This is a genomic window from Stenotrophomonas sp. SbOxS2 (genome assembly GCF_013416715.1).
Lineage (GTDB): Bacteria > Pseudomonadota > Gammaproteobacteria > Xanthomonadales > Xanthomonadaceae > Stenotrophomonas > Stenotrophomonas lactitubi.
This window is the reverse complement of the sequence record NZ_JAAVXD010000002.1, coordinates 389,298-407,744: the sequence shown is the minus strand read 5'-3', so window position 1 is coordinate 407,744 and position 18,447 is coordinate 389,298. Positions and strand designations below refer to the sequence as shown.

15 protein-coding genes are annotated in these 18,447 nt (G+C 63.6%); 11 read left to right on the top strand and 4 right to left on the bottom strand.

The window, feature by feature from the left end:
* Nucleotide 1: 1 nt before the first annotated feature.
* The 4 genes from HFK18_RS04940 to rpmH all read right to left on the bottom strand — a co-directional run bounded on the left by HFK18_RS04940 (nucleotide 2) and on the right by rpmH (nucleotide 5,157).
* Nucleotides 2-2,671, bottom strand: a complete 2,670-nt coding sequence (locus HFK18_RS04940; protein ID WP_180164771.1) for a polysaccharide deacetylase family protein — start codon at nucleotides 2,669-2,671, stop codon at nucleotides 2-4.
* Between the two features lie 130 nt (nucleotides 2,672-2,801).
* Nucleotides 2,802-4,517, bottom strand: coding sequence for a membrane protein insertase YidC (gene yidC, locus HFK18_RS04935; protein ID WP_180164769.1), 1,716 nt, complete (start codon nucleotides 4,515-4,517; stop codon nucleotides 2,802-2,804).
* Complete coding sequence (gene rnpA, locus HFK18_RS04930; protein WP_180164767.1) at nucleotides 4,517-5,011, bottom strand: ribonuclease P protein component; 495 nt, start codon at nucleotides 5,009-5,011, stop codon at nucleotides 4,517-4,519. Before rnpA ends, yidC begins: the two co-directional genes overlap by 1 nt.
* A 5-nt stretch (nucleotides 5,012-5,016) precedes the next feature.
* Nucleotides 5,017-5,157, bottom strand: coding sequence for a 50S ribosomal protein L34 (rpmH, locus tag HFK18_RS04925; protein WP_006404565.1), 141 nt, complete (start codon nucleotides 5,155-5,157; stop codon nucleotides 5,017-5,019).
* A 253-nt stretch (nucleotides 5,158-5,410) separates the two neighbouring features.
* Between rpmH and dnaA the strand changes: the two genes are divergently transcribed.
* The 11 genes from dnaA (at nucleotide 5,411) to HFK18_RS04870 (ending at nucleotide 18,386) form a co-directional block, all read left to right on the top strand.
* A complete protein-coding gene (dnaA, locus tag HFK18_RS04920; protein ID WP_089241915.1) occupies nucleotides 5,411-6,742 on the top strand; it encodes a chromosomal replication initiator protein DnaA in 1,332 nt (443 codons plus the stop codon).
* Nucleotides 6,743-7,018: 276 nt separating this feature from the next.
* Nucleotides 7,019-8,119: a DNA polymerase III subunit beta gene (gene dnaN / locus HFK18_RS04915; RefSeq protein ID WP_005411731.1), complete on the top strand. Its 1,101-nt coding sequence runs from the start codon at nucleotides 7,019-7,021 to the stop codon at nucleotides 8,117-8,119.
* A 923-nt stretch (nucleotides 8,120-9,042) separates the two neighbouring features.
* On the top strand, nucleotides 9,043-10,137 hold the full coding sequence (gene recF / locus HFK18_RS04910) for a DNA replication/repair protein RecF (protein WP_180164765.1): 1,095 nt from the start codon (nucleotides 9,043-9,045) through the stop codon (nucleotides 10,135-10,137).
* 112 nt (nucleotides 10,138-10,249) lie between these two features.
* A complete protein-coding gene (gyrB, locus tag HFK18_RS04905) occupies nucleotides 10,250-12,709 on the top strand; it encodes a DNA topoisomerase (ATP-hydrolyzing) subunit B (protein WP_180164763.1) in 2,460 nt (819 codons plus the stop codon).
* A 67-nt stretch (nucleotides 12,710-12,776) separates the two neighbouring features.
* The gene (locus HFK18_RS04900) at nucleotides 12,777-13,622 is read left to right on the top strand and encodes a CPBP family intramembrane glutamic endopeptidase (RefSeq protein WP_180164761.1); all 846 of its coding nucleotides are present in this window, start codon (nucleotides 12,777-12,779) and stop codon (nucleotides 13,620-13,622) included.
* Nucleotides 13,623-13,693: 71 nt separating this feature from the next.
* Complete coding sequence (locus HFK18_RS04895) at nucleotides 13,694-14,500, top strand: M48 family metallopeptidase (protein ID WP_025875555.1); 807 nt, start codon at nucleotides 13,694-13,696, stop codon at nucleotides 14,498-14,500.
* A gap of 131 nt (nucleotides 14,501-14,631) precedes the next feature.
* A complete protein-coding gene (locus tag HFK18_RS04890) occupies nucleotides 14,632-15,819 on the top strand; it encodes a tetratricopeptide repeat protein (RefSeq protein ID WP_099819422.1) in 1,188 nt (395 codons plus the stop codon).
* 254 nt (nucleotides 15,820-16,073) lie between these two features.
* Nucleotides 16,074-16,631, top strand: a complete 558-nt coding sequence (locus tag HFK18_RS04885) for an energy transducer TonB (protein WP_180164863.1) — start codon at nucleotides 16,074-16,076, stop codon at nucleotides 16,629-16,631.
* A gap of 94 nt (nucleotides 16,632-16,725) precedes the next feature.
* The gene (gene exbB / locus HFK18_RS04880; RefSeq protein WP_025875552.1) at nucleotides 16,726-17,487 is read left to right on the top strand and encodes a TonB-system energizer ExbB; all 762 of its coding nucleotides are present in this window, start codon (nucleotides 16,726-16,728) and stop codon (nucleotides 17,485-17,487) included.
* 56 nt (nucleotides 17,488-17,543) lie between these two features.
* On the top strand, nucleotides 17,544-17,969 hold the full coding sequence (locus tag HFK18_RS04875) for a biopolymer transporter ExbD (RefSeq protein WP_012509603.1): 426 nt from the start codon (nucleotides 17,544-17,546) through the stop codon (nucleotides 17,967-17,969).
* Nucleotides 17,970-17,972: 3 nt separating this feature from the next.
* On the top strand, nucleotides 17,973-18,386 hold the full coding sequence (locus HFK18_RS04870) for a biopolymer transporter ExbD (protein WP_004132666.1): 414 nt from the start codon (nucleotides 17,973-17,975) through the stop codon (nucleotides 18,384-18,386).
* The last annotated feature ends 61 nt before the right edge of the window (nucleotides 18,387-18,447 follow it).

Here is an 18,447-nt window from a genome sequence, read left to right as displayed (position 1 = left end):
CTCAGAGCTTCTCCAGCTGCGCGCGCGCCTGCGCCGCACCACTGCCTTGCGGCTGCAGCGCCAGGTAGGTGGTGTAGGCCTGCTTCGCCTTGGCCTTGTCGCCCGCGTGGAAGTACGCATCGCCCAGGTTGAGATGGGCCACCGCGCGCGACGGATCGATCTTCAAGGTGTTCTCCAGCCAGCGCGCCGCTTCGGCGTAGCGTTGCTGGCGGTAGTAGACGAAGCCGAGGTTGTTGGCCGCCTGGGCGAAGTCCGGGCGCAGCTTCAGCGCCTCGGTGAACTGGAGGGCGGCTTCGTCGTACTGCTTCTCGCGGTACAGCTGCAGGCCACGGTCATTGGCCTGCTGCGCGCGCTGGCGGTCGGAGGCCGGGCCGGCGGTCGGCACCACCAGCTTGGCCTTGCCGCCCTGCAGGTCGGCCACGGTCACCGGCGCCTGGGCGCCCTTGGCATCCTGCGCGGCATCAACCTTGTTGTTCAGGGCGATCGCATCGGGCGTCAGCTGCCGGGTATCGGCGTTGAGGTATTCCTGGCTGTCCGGCACCTGGAACACGAACTCGCCGCCCTGCGAACCGGGCAGGCTGCCGAATGCCGGCGTCTGCTGCGAGACCGCCGACACCGCCGGCGCCACATAGGCGGCCAGCTCGGTACCGGTGATCAGGCCATCGCCATTGAGGTCGCCCTTGCCCGCCAGTGCCTGCAGCAGCACCCAGGTAAACACCGAGTGCCCGTTCGGGCCAGCGTCGGCTACCTGCTGGTCGGCACCACCGGCGGTCAGCATCTGTCGCGCGCTGCGGCGCGCGTTCTCGCGCAGGAACGACGACGACGACGGGCCGCCGCGGGTCAGGCCGAGGCCGCTGTAGCAGGCATCCATCACGAACATCACATGCTTGGCCTGCATGCTCTCGGCGATATTCTGGATGTCGGTCATCGCGATGGCATCGGTGGCGAATTCCTTCGGGTCCGAATCGACCGGGATGATGTAGCCCAGGTCACGACCGGAGGCGAGCTGGCGCGTCGCGCCATGGCCGGCGAAGAACACGAACACGCGATCATTCCTGCCGGTGCGGTCATCGGACAACCGGTCGTGGAAGGCGGCCAGGATGTTGTTGCGGGTGGCCTGTTCGTTCTTCAGCACGATCACCTGCGAGGACGGGAAGCCGAACTGCCCGGTCAGCGTATCGGCCACCGCCTGCGCGTCGTGGCTGGCGTACTCCAGCTTCGGCCACTTGGCATAGTTGTCGATGCCGACCACGATCGCCCACGATTTTTCATAGCCGGTGGTGACGGTGGCATCGCGGTCGCTGCCCTTGCGCGGGCGGGCGACGCTGAAGTCGCGGCCATTCCAGCCAGCGAACTGGTAGCCGTCGGCGATCAGTCGATCCAGGATCTGCGGCAGCGCCTTCACCGCACGGTCGTGGATATCATGGAACAGGATGATGCCGCGCTGTTCCTTGTTTACCTGGTCCAGCACGCGCTGCACGATCGATTCGGGCACCGGGTCGGCCCAGTCCATCGAATCGATGTTCCACATGATCGACTTCAGGCCCGCTTCGTTCAGCAGCTGCAGGCCTTCGGCGTTGCGCGCGCCATACGGGAAGCGGAACAGCGGCGCGCGCTTGCTGTCGACATCCTTCAGCAGGGTGTCGGTGTCCAGCACCTGCTGGCGCAGCGCATCGCCGGTGGTACGCGACAGCTGCGCATGGGTCAGGCTGTGGTTGCCGACGGCGTAGCCCTCTTCCATCAGGGTGCGGCTGATCTTCGCCATCGGCCCAAGGCTGACCTTGCCGTCGGTCTCGACCTTGCCCAGGTTGCGGCCGACCTCGAAGAACACGCCCGGTACGTCGTAGCGCTTGAGGATGGCCACCACTTCATCGGTATAGGCCTTGTGCGGGCCATCGTCGAAGGTCAGTACCACCGTCTTCGGCGGCAGGTCGCGGCCGAAGATCTCGCGGTCGCTGTCCTTCATCGACATCGGGTACGGCTCGATCACGCCGTAGTCGCGCAGGATCGCTTCGCGGCTGTAGTCCTTGTGCAGGTGCGCGATGTAGTCGTCCCACTTCTCGCGCTTCAGTTCGATGGCACGGGTGCGCTCGAAGCGGCTGAAGATGCGGGTCAGTTCCTGGTTGTAGTTGCGCTCGATCTCGTCCAGCGCCTCCAGGTCTTCGCCGATGCGCTGGTGCAGCTTCACCGCCGGCAACGAGGAATCGGCGCCGATGCGTTCGTGCAGATCACGCAGCACTTCGCGGAATGCAAGGCGATCGGCATCGAACAGTTCCGGTGCCGACTCGATGTAATCCAGCACCGTGCCCAGGGTAGCGAAGCGCTGCGGGCTGCTACCACGCAGCAGCGTGTCGAACTGCGCGGCAATGGCGCTGCGCTGTTCCAGGCCGTCGTGGAACAGCTGCTGGCCGATGCGGGTGGAGGTGGTGCGATCGGCCGCGGACTGCTGTTCCTCATCGGCCAGCAGCACGATGATCCGGCGATAGCCGTCGAGCTGCTTCTGCAATGCGCCCAGCAGCGGTGCTGCGGCCGGGTCGGCGGCGGCGGCAGCCTGTGCGCTCGGCTGGGTAACCGCCGCCGGTGCCTGCGCGTCCTTGTCGCCGCAGCCGGCCACGAGCAGGGTCAGCAGCAGGCTGGGCAGGAACAGACGGAACGACGGCGCACGCGGCATGGCGGACTCGAACAATGGGGAATGGTGTGCCGGCGATTCTAACGCCGCATGCGAAAAGCCCGCCTTGCGGCGGGCCTTTGCGGGGTCGATCGACCCTGGGAAGCAGTCGACCAAGGTCGACGTCTACCTCTTACTTTTTCTTGGCCGGGGCGGTCGCTGCCGTGGCCGGCACCGGATCGCTGCCGTGGCGCTTGGTCATCCACCACTGCTGCAGCAGGCCCAGGCCACCGTTGACCACCCAGTACAGGACCAGGCCGGACGGCATGAAGGCCATCATGACGCCGAACACCAGCGGCATGAACTGCATCATCTTCTGCTGCATCGGGTCCATGCCCGGTGCTGGCGTCAGCTTCTGGGTGAACCACATCACCGCCACGTTGATCACCGGCAGGATGAAGTACGGGTCGCGGGCGGTAAGGTCCTGGATCCAGCCGAACCAAGGCGCCTGGCGCAGTTCGACCGATTCCACCAGCACCCAGTACAGGGCGAAGAAGATCGGCATCTGGATGAGGATCGGCAGACAGCCGCCCATCGGATTGATCTTTTCCTTCTTGTACAGCTCCATCATCGCGGTCTGGAACTTCTGGCGGTCATCGCCATAGCGTTCCTTCAGCTGCGCGATGCGCGGCTGGAAGCGACGCATCTTGGCGCCACTCTTGTACTGCGTCGCCGACAGCGGGTACAGCACGATCTTCAGCAGCACCACCAGGCCAACGATGGCCCAGCCCCAGTTGCCCACCAGCTTGTGCACCTGGTTGAGCACCCAGAACAGGCCCTGGCCGATCACCGCCATCATCGAGAAGCGGCTGTAGTCGACCACACGGTCCAGACCCGGCACGTCTTCCTTGGCGATCAGGTTGACCAGCTTCGGGCCGACCCACAGGCGGGCCTCGGTGCTGGTGGACTGGCCCGGGGCCACGGTGAAGGCCGGGCCGCGCGCTTCGATCAGGTCACGACCTGCCACCTGCGACAGCACGTAGTGTGCGGTCTGGTCCTTCTGCGGGATCCAGGCGGTGAAGAAGTGGTGCTGCAGCATCGCCAGCCAACCACCGGTGATGTTCTGGTTCAGCGCGCCATCGTCCAGGTAATCCTTGAACGCACGACGCTGGTACTTCTTGTCGTTGTCGTACCAGGTGGCACCATTGAAGCTGAACGAATCCGGGTTGGTCATGCTCCGCGACAGGATCGTCGGGGTGCGGTCCAGGGTGCGGTAGACATAGCCGTTCCACGGCGCGGCGCCAGCGTTGCTGACCTCGTCCTTGAAGCGGATCGCATACTCGTTGCGGCCGACGATCAGGGTGCGCTTGATGGTCACGCCGTTGTCGGCAGTCCACACGAACGGGACCTGCAGTTCGTCCTGGCCCTTGGCCAGCACGAAGTCGCGGGTGTCACCGACCAGCTTGAAGCCGTCGGCGCCCGGCACCGGAGTGTTCTTGTCTTCGCTGGCCCAACCACTGATCGCGCTGTACGGATGCGCGGGGTCTTCGGTCAGCAGGCGCACCGGCGGGCTGCCTTCGTCCTTGCTCTGCGGGAACTGCAGCAGTTCGGCATCAAGCACGCGGCCGCCATCGAGCACCAGGCGCAGCACGTCGGTGGTGATGGTCACGCGCTGTGCGGACGGGGTGGCGCTGGCCTGGGCCTGTACAGCGGGCTGGCCCGGAGCACCGGGAACCTGCGCGCTGGGGATGCTGCCCGGGGCTGCACCGGGGACGCTCTGTGCGGCGGCCGGGGCCGAGCTGGTCGTCGGCGCCGGGGTCGGGGCGGACTTCTCACGGCTCCACTCCATCCACAGCAGCACGGCCACCATCAGCCAGGCAAAGATCAGGAAAACACGGGTCTGGTTCATCAGCAGGCAGGCTCAGCGGGGCCGGGACGCGGTGCCGGCTCGGTGACGGAGGAAATGGCAATGCCATCAGGCGGCGGCATTGTGCCGTCCACGCCCGGCGCGGGCAATGCGCGCAGGCGCCGCAACAGGCGCAGGAAGGCCTGGCGGATATCTTCGTTGCTGGCGTGACGCGCAGCAGTACGAGCCACGACGACGAAGTCGCCTAGCTGTATGTCGGTTCGTGTCTGACGCAAGGCGTCGCGCAGGACGCGCTTGATCCGGTTACGCCCAACGGCGTGAGGATCGACCTTGCGGGAAACCGCCAGACCCAGCCTGGCCGGGCGGTCAGCCGGTAGCCAGTGCAGGGTCATCAGCGGATCGGACACACGGCGGGCGCCGTTGAAGACCGTTGAATATTCGGCACGCGTGCGAACCCGCGCAGAGCGAGGGAATCGCTTGCGCGGGTCTGCAGTATTCACTGTCGAATGGATTGCGTCTGCCGCTGGATGCGGCATGGCAATCAGGCGCTCAGGACTTTGCGGCCCTTGGCGCGGCGACGCGACAGGATCTTGCGGCCGTCAGCGGTCTTCATACGGGCACGGAAGCCGTGGTCGCGCTTACGCTTGAGGTTGCTGGGCTGGAAGGTGCGCTTGGTGGCCATGTGGGCCTCTCGTATGAATGGGACGGAAAGAACCGGAAATTTTAGAGAGGTGTCCCCCCTCCCGTCAACCCCTGTCTGCTACGCCAATTCACCGGGCTGTGCAATAGCTGTGGATCTTTTTGTGAATAAGTACGGGACAAGCATTCCGAAGGCGGGCGCTCGGTGGTAGGCTGAGCCATCCATTTCCCCCTTTCAGGCCTGTGTTTGGGCGCCTTTTCGCGCCTATGCATCGGCCACCGGACAATTATTGCTGATGGATGCCTGGTCACGTAGTCTCGAGCGACTCGAGGCGGAGTTCCCGCCCGAGGATGTTCACACCTGGTTGAAGCCGCTGCAGGCCGATCTGCGCGCTGACAGCCTGGTGCTGTATGCACCGAATGCCTTCATTGTCGATCAGGTGCGCGAACTGTACCTGCCGCGGATCCGCGAGCTGGTCACCCACTTTGCCGGTTTCGGCGACGTTTTTCTTGAAATCGGCTCGCGCCCGCGGCCCGTGGACGCGCAGATCGCGCCGGTTTCCAGCCATTCGGCGCAGGCGCCGGTGCAGCCGCAGGTCCCGTTCGCCGGCAACCTGGACAACCACTACACCTTCGCCAACTTCGTCGAAGGCCGCAGCAACCAGCTGGGCCTGGCCGCGGCATTCCAGGCGGCGCAGAAGCCGGGCGACCGCGCGCACAACCCGCTGCTGCTGTACGGGGGCACCGGCCTGGGCAAGACCCACCTGATGTTCGCCGCCGGCAACGCGATGCGTCAGGCCAATCCGGGCGCCAAGGTGCTGTACCTGCGTTCGGAACAGTTCTTCAGCGCGATGATCCGGGCCTTGCAGGAAAAGACCATGGATCAGTTCAAGCGCCAGTTCCAGCAGGTCGACGCGCTGCTGATCGATGACATCCAGTTCTTTGCGGGCAAGGACCGTACCCAGGAAGAGTTCTTCCACACCTTCAACGCGTTGTTCGATGGCAAGCAGCAGATCATCCTGACCTGCGACCGCTATCCGCGCGAAGTCGAAGGCCTGGAAGCGCGCCTGAAGTCGCGTCTTGCCTGGGGCCTGTCGGTGGCGATCGAGCCGCCGGACTTCGAGACCCGCGCTGCGATCGTGCTGGCCAAAGCCCGCGAGCGTGGTGCCGAGATTCCCGATGACGTTGCGTTCCTGATCGCCAAGAAGATGCGCTCCAATGTGCGCGACCTCGAGGGCGCGCTGAATACCCTGACCGCCCGCGCCAATTTCACTGGCCGCGCGATCACCACCGAATTCGCCCAGGAAACCCTGCGCGATCTGCTGCGCGCCCAGCAGCAGGCGATCAGCATTCCCAACATCCAGAAAACCGTTGCCGACTACTACGGGCTGCAGATCAAGGATCTGCTGTCCAAGCGTCGGACCCGGTCGCTGGCCCGTCCGCGCCAGGTTGCCATGGCGCTGACCAAGGAACTGACCGAACACAGCCTGCCCGAAATCGGCGACGCCTTTGCCGGTCGCGATCACACCACGGTGCTGCATGCCTGCCGGCAGATCCGCACCCTGATGGAAGCCGACGGCAAGCTCCGCGAGGACTGGGACAAGCTGATCCGGAAGCTGAGCGAATGATGCACGTACGCCGATGAGGCGTCACCGCATAAAACGGTGCAGAATCCGGTAGCAAGCGCGGGACAGGGTGTGGATAAGAATACCGTTGGATTTCGCGGAAGATTTATCCACAGCTTTCCCCACCCCTTGGGGGCTGGTAATGCAGAGGGTTTCGAAGCCTGAAACCCCTTTGTTTACAAAGACTTAGCTGTGTTTTCCAGCGATTCTGGCTCTACCAGCACCACCAAGCTTTTGATTTATTCCACATTTTTTTAAAGCATAGGGGCACGGAACCACATGCGTTTCACACTGCAGCGCGAAGCCTTTCTCAAGCCGTTGGCACAGGTCGTCAACGTGGTCGAACGCCGCCAGACCCTTCCGGTTCTGGCCAATTTCCTGGTGCAGGTGCAGAACGGCCAGCTGTCGCTGACCGGTACCGACCTGGAAGTGGAGATGGTGTCGCGGATCGCGGTTGAAGATGCCCAGGACGGCGAAACCACCATTCCGGCCCGCAAGCTGTTCGAGATCATCCGTGCACTGCCCGATGGCAGCCGGATCACCGTCTCGCAGACCGGTGACAAGATCACCGTGCAGGCAGGTCGCAGCCGCTTCACCCTGGCCACCCTGCCCTCCAACGACTTCCCGTCGGTGGACGAAGTGGAAGCCACCGAGCGCGTTGCCATCGGCGAAGCCACCCTGAAGGAGCTGATCGAGCGCACGGCATTCGCGATGGCCCAGCAGGACGTGCGCTATTACCTCAATGGCCTGCTGTTCGATCTGCGCGGCGATGCCCTTCGCACCGTCGCGACCGACGGTCATCGCCTGGCACTGTGCGAAACCGATCTGGCCAAGCCCAGCGGTTCCAAGCGCCAGATCATCGTGCCGCGCAAGGGCGTGACCGAACTGCAGCGCCTGCTGGAAAGCGGCGACCGCGAGATCGAACTGGAAGTCGGCCGCAGCCACGTTCGTGTCAAGCGCGACGATGTCACCTTCACCTCCAAGCTGATCGATGGTCGCTTCCCGGATTACGAGGCAGTGATTCCGATCGGTGCCGACCGCGAAGTGAAGGTCGACCGCGAAGCACTGCGTGCCTCGCTGCAGCGTGCCGCGATCCTGTCCAACGAGAAGTACCGCGGCATCCGCGTGGAAGTCTCGCCGGGCAACCTGAAGATCAGCGCGCACAACCCGGAGCAGGAAGAAGCCCAGGAAGAAATTGAAGCCGACACCACGGTCAGCGATCTGGCTATCGGCTTCAACGTGAACTATCTGCTGGACGCCCTCTCCGCGCTGCGCGACGAAGAAGTGATCATCCAGCTGCGCGACTCCAACTCCTCGGCGCTGGTGCGCGAGTCGAGCAGCGAGAAGTCGCGTCATGTGGTGATGCCGTTGCGTCTCTGACCTTCGCGCAGTTCCACGTGGAACACATGGACGCTCGGGATTCCCCGGGCGTCTTTTTTTTGTTCCACGTGGAGCATCGGTGCCGGATCTTTCTGGCACCTTCGGGCTTCCGGTTGATGAGACGTTTCTGGCTTCCGCGCTCTTGTGTGGGATTCGCGCTGTGGTGGACACAGCCGAGGAGTTCCAGCCCTTCAGGGATGCTGAGACCGCTTGGATGCGATCAGGGAGCGGTCTTGGATCAAGCGACCTGCCCTGCGTGCTGACCTCTCTGTCCACAGGCCTCGTTCGCGGAAAGTCGGGGCCTCCCTAGCTTCTAAATCTGGGTATAAATCAAAAGCTTGGTGGTGATGGTAGGGCCAGATTTCATGTAAAAGTAGGCTATGTTTTTGAATTAAAAGAACTTTATAGGGCTGAAACCCCCTGTATATAGGCCATCAAGCCTGGGGGGGAACCTGTGGATAGTTTTGACGCGATGGAAAAGTGGCTTTTTTATCCACAGTTCGCCCACACCTTGTGTATAAGTCATACATGCCCCCTGTGGATGGCGTGGAACGGAGGCTTTGAATTTCTTGAAATCTGTGGAACCTGGCAGGACCACCGCCCCCAGATTTCAAGGCATTTTCGGGGTATTGACTGCCACCCCAGCGCACTCTCAGGCCTGGTGTGCGAATAACGGTCTTCGGATCGTTGAAATCTGGGCTCTTGAGCCTTGGCCAGCTGCTGGATTTGAACGATTTCGGCCGCTGTCCGGTCGCCTGTCGCCGGAAGTCACGGCCCCGCCACGTGGAACACATGTTCTCCAACGTCGACAGGGCTCGCTGATGCCGCGCCACGTCCCGACATGACGGCTGGCTTGACCAATGCAGTAAGCTGGGTGATTCCCCGTCCCTCTACCGCCACGTGCGGATGGTCTGTCGCATCCCATGCAGATTCGTCGTCTTGCCCTCCATCAGTTGCGTCGATTCGATGCGGTGGAGCTGTCGCCCCAGCCAGGGGTGAATCTGCTGACCGGTGACAATGGCGCTGGCAAGACCAGCGTCCTTGAAGCGCTGCATCTGATGGCCTATGGGCGGAGTTTCCGCGGGCGGGTACGCGACGGCCTGGTGCGTCAGGGCCATGAGGCGTTGGAAGTCTTCGTGGAATGGGACGAACAACGCGGTGATCTGCCCGCGCAGCGCCGAAAGGCGGGCCTGCGCCATAGTGGGCAGGAGTGGAAGGGGCGCCTGGATGGCGAAGACGTCGCTCAGCTCGGAAACCTGTGTGCCGCTCTGGCGGTGGTCACCTTTGAACCAGGCAGCCATGCCTTGGTGAGTGGTGGTGGTGAACCGCGCCGGCGTTTCCTCGATTGGGGCCTGTTCCACGTGGAACCAGACTTTCTTTCTCTGTGGCGGCGCTATTCGCGGGCTCTGAAGCAGCGCAACGCTCTGCTCAAGCAGGGCGGGCCGTCGCGGATGCTCGATACCTGGGATCACGAGCTGGCCGAGGCGGGAGAGCCGCTGACCAGTCGTCGGCAGCACTATCTGGAGCGGTTGCAGTCCCGGACGATCGCATTGGCCGAGGCATTGGCTCCTCAGCTGGGAATTGTGGGCCTGAATCTAAGCCCGGGCTGGCGCCGAAGCGAGGTTCCACTGGCAGATGCACTGCTGCTGGCACGCGAACGCGACCGTCAGGCGGGTTATACCTCGCTGGGCCCGCACCGGGCGGACTGGAGCGTGGCGTTCCACAGCATTCCAGGTCGCGATGCGCTCTCGCGCGGCCAGGCCAAGCTCACCGCCCTCGCCTGTCTGCTCGCCCAGGCAGAGGATTACGCCGAGCAGCGCGGCGAGTGGCCCGTCATCGCGCTGGACGATCTGGCTTCGGAGCTGGATCGCACCCACCAGAGCCGGGTACTGCACCGCTTGTTGGCGGCGCCGGCGCAGATCTTCATCACCGCAACAGAAACGCCTGCGGCACTGGAGACCCTGAGCGACGTCACCCGGTTCCACGTGGAACATGCACAGATCGTGGCTGTGCCATAGTGGGCACGGCAAGGCCGCTCAGCCCCGGCTGGTATAATTCAGGCTGCTATCCCTTCATTCTCGGCACATCGCTCAAAGCGGTGTCCGACCTGCGGAGCCTACGGCAAGCGCAATGACCGACGAACAGAACACCCCGGCAAACAACGGCAACTACGACGCCAACAGCATTACGGCCCTGGAAGGCCTGGAGGCTGTCCGCAAGCGCCCAGGCATGTACATCGGCGATGTACATGACGGCACCGGCCTGCATCACATGGTGTTCGAGGTCGTCGACAACTCGATCGACGAAGCCCTCGCCGGCCATGCCGACCACGTCTCGGTGACGATCCATGCCGACGGCTCGGTTGGAGTGTCCGACAACGGTCGCGGCATTCCGACGGGCAAGCACGAGCAGATGAGCAAAAAGCTCGACCGCGACGTGTCTGCAGCCGAAGTCGTGATGACGGTCCTGCACGCAGGCGGCAAGTTCGACGACAACAGCTACAAGGTTTCCGGCGGCCTGCATGGCGTGGGCGTCAGCGTGGTCAACGCGCTGTCGCAGAAGCTGGTCCTGGATATCTATCAGGGCGGTTTCCACTACCAGCAGGAATACGCCGACGGCGCAGCACTGCATCCGCTCAAGCAGGTCGGTCCCAGCACCAAGCGCGGTACAACCCTGCGCTTCTGGCCGTCGGTAAAGGCTTTCCACGACAATGTGGAATTCCACTACGACATCCTGGCCCGTCGCCTGCGCGAACTGTCCTTCCTCAATTCCGGCGTCAAGATCGTGCTGGTGGACGAGCGTGGTGATGGCCGCCGCGACGACTTCCATTACGAGGGCGGCATCCGCAGCTTCGTGGAGCATCTGGCGCAGTTGAAGACGCCGTTGCACCCGAACGTGATCTCGGTGACCGGCGAATCCAACGGCATCACCGTGGAAGTGGCGCTGCAGTGGACCGACTCCTACCAGGAGACGATGTACTGCTTCACCAACAACATTCCGCAGAAGGACGGCGGTACCCACCTGGCCGGCTTCCGCGGCGCGTTGACCCGCGTGCTCAACAACTACATCGAGCAGAACGGCATCGCCAAGCAGGCCAAGATCAACCTGACCGGCGATGACATGCGCGAAGGCATGATCGCGGTGCTGTCGGTGAAGGTGCCGGATCCCAGCTTCTCCAGCCAGACCAAGGAAAAGCTGGTCAGCTCGGATGTGCGCCCGGCCGTGGAAAGCGCGTTCGGCCAGCGCCTGGAAGAGTTCCTGCAGGAAAACCCGAACGAAGCCAAGGCCATCGCCGGCAAGATCGTCGACGCTGCCCGTGCCCGCGAAGCGGCTCGCAAGGCCCGCGACCTGACCCGCCGCAAGGGTGCGCTGGATATCGCCGGCCTGCCGGGCAAGCTGGCCGACTGCCAGGAAAAGGATCCGGCGCTGTCCGAACTGTTCATCGTCGAGGGTGACTCGGCAGGTGGTTCGGCCAAGCAGGGCCGCAACCGCAAGAACCAGGCGGTGCTGCCGCTGCGCGGCAAGATCCTCAACGTGGAACGTGCACGCTTCGACCGCATGCTGGCGTCCGACCAGGTGGGTACGCTGATCACCGCGCTGGGCACCGGTATCGGTCGCGACGAGTACAACCCGGACAAGCTGCGTTACCACAAGATCATCATCATGACCGACGCCGACGTCGACGGCGCGCACATCCGCACCCTGCTGCTGACGTTCTTCTACCGTCAGATGCCGGAGCTGATCGAGCGCGGTTATGTCTATATCGGCCTGCCGCCGCTGTACAAGATCAAGCAGGGCAAGCAGGAGCTGTACCTGAAGGACGATCCGGCACTGGACAGCTATCTGGCCAGCAGCGCGGTGGAAAATGCCGGGCTGGTGCCGGCCAGCGGAGAGCCGCCGATCGACGGCGTGGCACTGGAAAAACTGCTGCTTGCCTACGCTGCCGCGCAGGACACGATCAACCGCAATACCCACCGTTACGATCGCAACCTGCTCGAAGCGCTGGTCGACTTCATGCCGTTGGAGCTGGAAAACCTGCGCAATGCAGGTCCTGGCGAAGGCCTGGACGCGCTGGCCAAGCACCTCAACCAAGGCAACCTCGGCAGCGCCCGTTTCACCCTGGAACTGCAGGAACCCAACGAGCAGCGTCCGGCTGCAGTGCTGGTCACGCGCAGCCACATGGGCGAACAGCACATCCAGGTGCTGCCGCTGTCTGCGCTGGAAAGCGGCGAACTGCGCGGCATCCACCAGGCAGCGCAGCTGCTGCACGGTCTGGTCCGCGAAGGCGCGGTCATCACCCGTGGCGCCAAGTCGATCGAGATCGACTCGTTCGCGCAGGCCCGCAACTGGCTGCTGGACGAAGCCAAGCGCGGCCGTCAGATCCAGCGATTCAAGGGTCTGGGTGAAATGAATCCGGAACAGCTGTGGGATACCACCGTGAATCCCGATACCCGTCGCCTGCTGCAGGTACGTATCGAAGACGCGGTGGCCGCTGACCAGATCTTCAGCACCCTGATGGGTGATGTGGTCGAACCGCGTCGTGACTTCATCGAAGACAACGCGTTGAAGGTCGCCAACCTGGATATCTGACACAATCGGATCGTGGCCGGCGCGCGGGGAGGTGCGCCGGCTTTTGTCCCTTGATCGCAGGTAATCGATGTCCGCTTCCGCCCCGGTTTCCGCTCCGCCGCCGGTCCCGCCGGCAACCACTGCCGCCCGCGCCTCCTCGCCGCTGGCGGGTTTCTTCATCGACCTGGGCATCGCCGCCGTCACCCTGTTCGGGTTGAGCCTGGTGAGTGGTCTGGTCTGGGGGCTCTACCGCGGCATCGTGGTGGGTTATGCCAGCGCCAAATCCGGCGGCGGCACGCCCGATGCGGCAGCGGTCGCCCAGCAGCTCGGCCAACCCGGTGCGCTCGGGCAGATCCTGATGGCACTGGTCGCTACCGGCGGCGCAGCGCTGCTGGTGTATTTCTGGCGCCGACCGGCCAACGCTGCCGAACGCCAGCGTTCGCGGGACGCACTCCGTCGCCCTTCCACCTGGGGCTGGACCCTGCTGGTTGCCAGCGCGATCGTGATCGGCAGCAACGGTATCGCCTTCGTGGCCAAGCAGATGGGCATCGAGCCGGTGCCGACAAACCTCGAACTGATGCAGAACGCGGTTGCCCGTTTTCCGCTGTTCCTGACGTTGTTTGCCGTGGTGCTTGCACCCGCCTACGAAGAACTGCTGTTCCGCCGTGTCCTGTTCGGGCGTCTGTGGCAGGCCGGACGGCCGTGGCTGGGGATGATCCTGAGCAGCCTGGCGTTCGCGCTCATCCATGAAATTCCCGGTACCAGCGCCAATGGCCCGGCCGAGATCGCACAGCTGTGGCTGGTCTATGGCGGCATGGGCGCTGCATTCTGCTGGCTGTACCGCCGCACTGGCACCTTGTGGGCGGCGATCGCCGCACATGCACTGAACAACGCCGTGGCGCTTGCAGCCCTGGTGTTTTTCGGGGCAACGTAAGGCTCTGTCCGCTTGACGAAAGATTAAGCAGACCCGTTACACACTGGGCTTCTGAACACGGGGGTGGGTCCATGAAACAACTGCTGTTGGCCATCGTCATCACCACTCTGGTCAGCGCCTGCGCGACCACCACCTCGCCCACCGGACGTCGGCAGATGGTGGGCGGCGTGTCGCAGGCACAGCTGGATCAGCTGGGTGCGCAGGCATTCGCTGAGACCAAGCAGAAAGAGAAGATCAGCAGCGACGGCCGCCAGAACGGCTACGTGCAATGCGTGGTCAATGCGCTCGTCGCACAGCTGCCGCCTCAGTACCGTGGCGTACGGTGGGAGACGGCGGTGTTCGTCGACAAGGAACCCAACGCCTTCGCCCTGCCCGGCGGCAAGGTCGGGGTCAACACCGGCATCTTCAGCGTCGCCAAGAACCAGGATCAGCTGGCCGCAGTGATCGGCCATGAGATCGGCCACGTGATCGCCCGCCACCATGAAGAGCGCATCACCCGGCAGATGGGCGCGCAGACCGGATTGGCGGTGCTCGGGGCACTCGCGGGCGCGTATGGCGGCGAAGGCGCGGCCAGCACGGTCAACCAGCTCGGCGGGATGGGGGCGCAGACCGCGTTCCTGTTGCCCGGCTCACGCACCCAGGAGAGCGAGGCCGATGTGATCGGTCAGCGGTTGATGGCCGAGGCCGGATTCAACCCTGCCCAGGCGGTCGATCTGTGGCAGAACATGATGGCCGCCAGTGGCGGTCGCAGCCCGCAATGGTTGTCCACCCATCCCGATCCAGCCAATCGGATCAGGGAGTTGCAGCGTGATGTGCCGGCGCTCGGCCCCGTCTACCAGCAGGCCCAGGCGGCCGGACGCCGGCCAAAGTGTGGCTGAGTGCGCAGATTCATGCTGTATTGCAGCACATAAAACGATTTCTCACGCCATCTGTTTCTGATACGTTTGGCGGCTCAGATTTTTCTGACAGTCCGACTTTGCCGCTACCGGCGGTTCGATCGAGGTGAACGATGATTTTCCGTAACCACAAAGCTGTGCTTTCCGTCCTCATCGCCACTGCCCTGACCGGCGCCGTGGTCACCGATGCGTTCGCGCAGTCCTCGCGTTCGTCCGAGCGTGGCAACCGTGGCGGCAAGCAGGCCAAGGCCGAAGTGCTGTTCCCGAACGCGACCCGCCAGGAACCGGCAGCGAAGTCGTCGGCCAAGCTGGGCAGCAAGCTGCAGAAGATGATTGACAGCTACAACAAGGAAAAGTTCCCGGAGACCCGCACGCTGGCCGACGAGATCCTGGCCAACGAAGGCGCCAACGAGTACGACAAGTCGCTGGCCGCGCAGCTCGCCTCCCAGGCCGCCTACCAGACCGACGACACCGCAGCCGCCATCGCCTACCTGAAGCAGGTGCTGCAGTTCAACGGCCTGGACAACAACGGCCACTTCCAGTCGATGCTGATGCTGGGCCAGCTGCAGATCCAGGAAGACAAGACCGCTGAAGGTCTGGCGACCCTGGACAAGTATTTCGCCGAGAGCAAGTCGACCAAGCCGGAAGAGCTGATCATCAAGGGCCAGGCGCTGTACCAGCTGGAGCGCTACCAGGAAGCGATCCCGGTGCTGAAGCAGGCCATCGCCGGGGCCGCCGAGCCGAAGGACAACTGGAACCAGCTGCTGATGGCCGCGCTGGCCGAAGCCGGCCAGACCGGTGAGGCCGTGCAGGCTGCCGAAGCACTGGCCGCCAAGAACCCGAATGACAAGAAAGCGCAACTGAACCTGGCCAACATGTACATGCAGGCCGACCAGATGCCGAAGGCCGCCGCGGTGATGGACAAGCTGCGCAGCAGCGGTCAGCTCACCGAAGAGCGCGAGTACAAGCAGCTGTACTCGATCTATGCCAACACCGAGAACAAGGAAAAGGACGTCATCGCGGTCATCAACGAAGGGTTGCAGAAGGGCATCCTGAAGCCGGATTACCAGGTCTACCTGGCACTGGCCCAGTCCTACTACTACTCCGACCAGGTGCCGCAGGCGATCGACGCGTGGCAGAAGGCCGCCCCGCTCTCCAAGGACGGTGAGACCTACCTGAATCTGGCACGCGTTTTGCACAGTGAAGGTCGTGTCCCGGAGGCCAAGCAGGCCGCCCAGCAGGCGCTGGCGAAGGGCGTGAAGAACCAGGCGGATGCCAAGAAAATCATCAACCTGAAGTAAGTAGGAATAACGCCTGAACGCCTGCCCAGTTGATGCGCAAGCGCTCAGGATTGGTATAAGCTTGGAGGTTCCTGCGGTGTCATGCACCGCTGATCAGGGATCCCGCCCCCGGGATTCCGGCCCCACTATTGAGCTCTTGGCGCATGACGGAACAACTAGTCGTTCACCGGTACGAACAACCCGATGACAAGGGGCTGAGCTGGCCTCGCATCGTCGGTATCGCGTTTGTAATCGCCCTGCATCTGGCCGCCTTCATGATGCTCCTGATTCCTGCCGTGGCTCCCAAGGCCGTGGCGGAGAAGGAGCGCAACGTCATGGTGACCATCGTCGACGCGCCGCCGCCGCCGCCACCGCCGCCGCCGCCGCCGCCGCCGCAGGACACCCCGCCGCCGCCGGTGAAGAATCTGTCGCCGCCGAAGCCGTCGCCCGTCCCGCCGCCGCCGCAGGCGCCGGTCGTCGACGTGCCGGAACCGCGCGCGAACGATATCGTCACCCCGCCGTCGCCGCCGTCGCCGCCGGCACCGCCGACCTCGATCGAGGCCAGCGTGGACATCTCGTCGAAGGCCATGAATCCGCCGCGCTATCCGCCGGCCGCCTTCCGCGCTGGTATCCAGGGCGAAGTGATCCTGATCATTGATGTCGATGCCCAGGGCAACGTCACCAATGTCACGGTGGAAAAGTCCAGCCGTAACCGCGATCTGGACCGTGCTGCGATGGAAGCTGCCCGCAAGTGGCGTTTCAACGCCGCCGAAGCTGGCGGTAAGAAGGCTGCTGGCCGCGTCCGCGTCCCGGTCAACTTTGCGCTGAACTGATGCGCCCGGGTGGCCGCCTGGCCACCCTCGCCTCCAGTTCGATTGTTTAGCTTAGCTACACCCTTTATCACCACACACAACAAAGGTAAGCGTCATGCTGCAGGAAATTTTCATCGCCGCTGCTGCCGGGGGCAATCCGTCCAACGCCCTGTCGCAGATGGGCTTCGAGCATCTGATCCACGAAATGACCACCAAGCCGGGTGATTTCGCGGTTTCCTGGGTCGTGCTGCTGACCCTGGTCGTCATGTCCGCCATGTCCTGGTACTGGACCGTCATCAACATCTTCCGTGCTACCCGCCTGAAGAGCGCCGCTGATCGCGTCGTCAGCCTGTTCTGGGATACCCCGAACGCGCAGGACGCCATCCGTGCAATGGAAGAGCAGCCGGCTTCGGAGCCGTTCTCGAAGATCGCTCTGGACGCTGCCCAGGCTGCTGCGCACCACCAGCGTGCTGAAGGCGGCGCCGTCGGCGGCGTGGGTGAGAACCTGAGCCGTTCGGAGTTCGTCGACCGCGCTCTGCGCCAGGCCGTGACCCGCGAAAGCAACAAGCTGCAGTCGGGCATGACCCTGCTGGCCACCGTCGGTGCAACCGCTCCGTTCGTCGGTCTGCTGGGTACCGTGTGGGGCATCTACGGCGCGCTGATCAAGATCGGTGCCACCGGCTCCGCTTCGATCGACGCCGTTGCCGGCCCGGTGGGTGAAGCACTGATCATGACCGCCATCGGTCTGTTCGTCGCGATCCCGGCCGTGTTCGCCTTCAACTTCTTCAGCAAGATCAACAGCGCGACCATCAGCAAGTTCGATACCTTCGCGCACGACCTGCACGACTTCTTCGCCACCGGTTCGCGCGTCCGCTAATTGCGACGCGCTGTACCCGCGAGAACGTAGTCACCAAGATCTAGACGGAGCCCGTTATGGCTTTCAGTAGTGGTAACAGCGGCGGCCCCATGGCCGACATCAACGTTACGCCCCTCGTGGACGTGATGCTGGTGCTGCTGATCATCTTCATCATCACGGCGCCGCTGATGTCCCACAAGGTCAAGGTGGATCTGCCGGAGGCCAATCTGGTCCAGAAGCCGGACGACACCAACGACCGCAAGGGTCCCATCACCCTGGCAGTCAAGGAAGACGGTTCGATCTACTGGAACGACGAAGAGATCAACAAGCAGACCCTCGAGTCGCGCTTGGCGACCGCCGCCCAGCAGACCCCGCAGCCGCCGTTGAACCTGCGTGGTGACCGCACCACCAAGATGCGTGTCATCAACGAGATGACCAAGATCGCGCAGGAACAGGGCATGCTGGACGTCGGCTTCGTGGCGACCAAAGAGAAGGGGCAATAAGCCATGGCATTCAGTAGTGGTGGTGGCAAAGGCCCCATGGCAGACATCAACGTCACGCCCCTCGTGGACGTGATGCTGGTGCTGCTGATCATCTTCATCGTCACCGCGCCGATCATGACGTACCCGATCGCCGTGGACCTGCCGCAGCGCGTGCTCAACCCACCGCCGCAGCTGGTCGAACCGCCGCCGCCGATCGAGTTGAAGATCGACGCCAGCAACCAGGTCTCGTGGAACAACAGCCCGATCAACGCAAGCGAACTGCAGCAGCGGATGGAGCAGGAGGTCCAGCGTGACCCGACCAACCAGCCGGAACTGCGGATCGATGCCAGCCCGGATTCGGAGTACGACGTGATGGCCAAGGTTCTGGCCGCCGCGAAGAATGCTCAGATGAAGAAGATCGGCTTCGTGCAGCAGTAAATCGCTACACCGCAATACATCAGTCATGACGCGACTGCAGACGCCCCTGGAAACAGGGGCG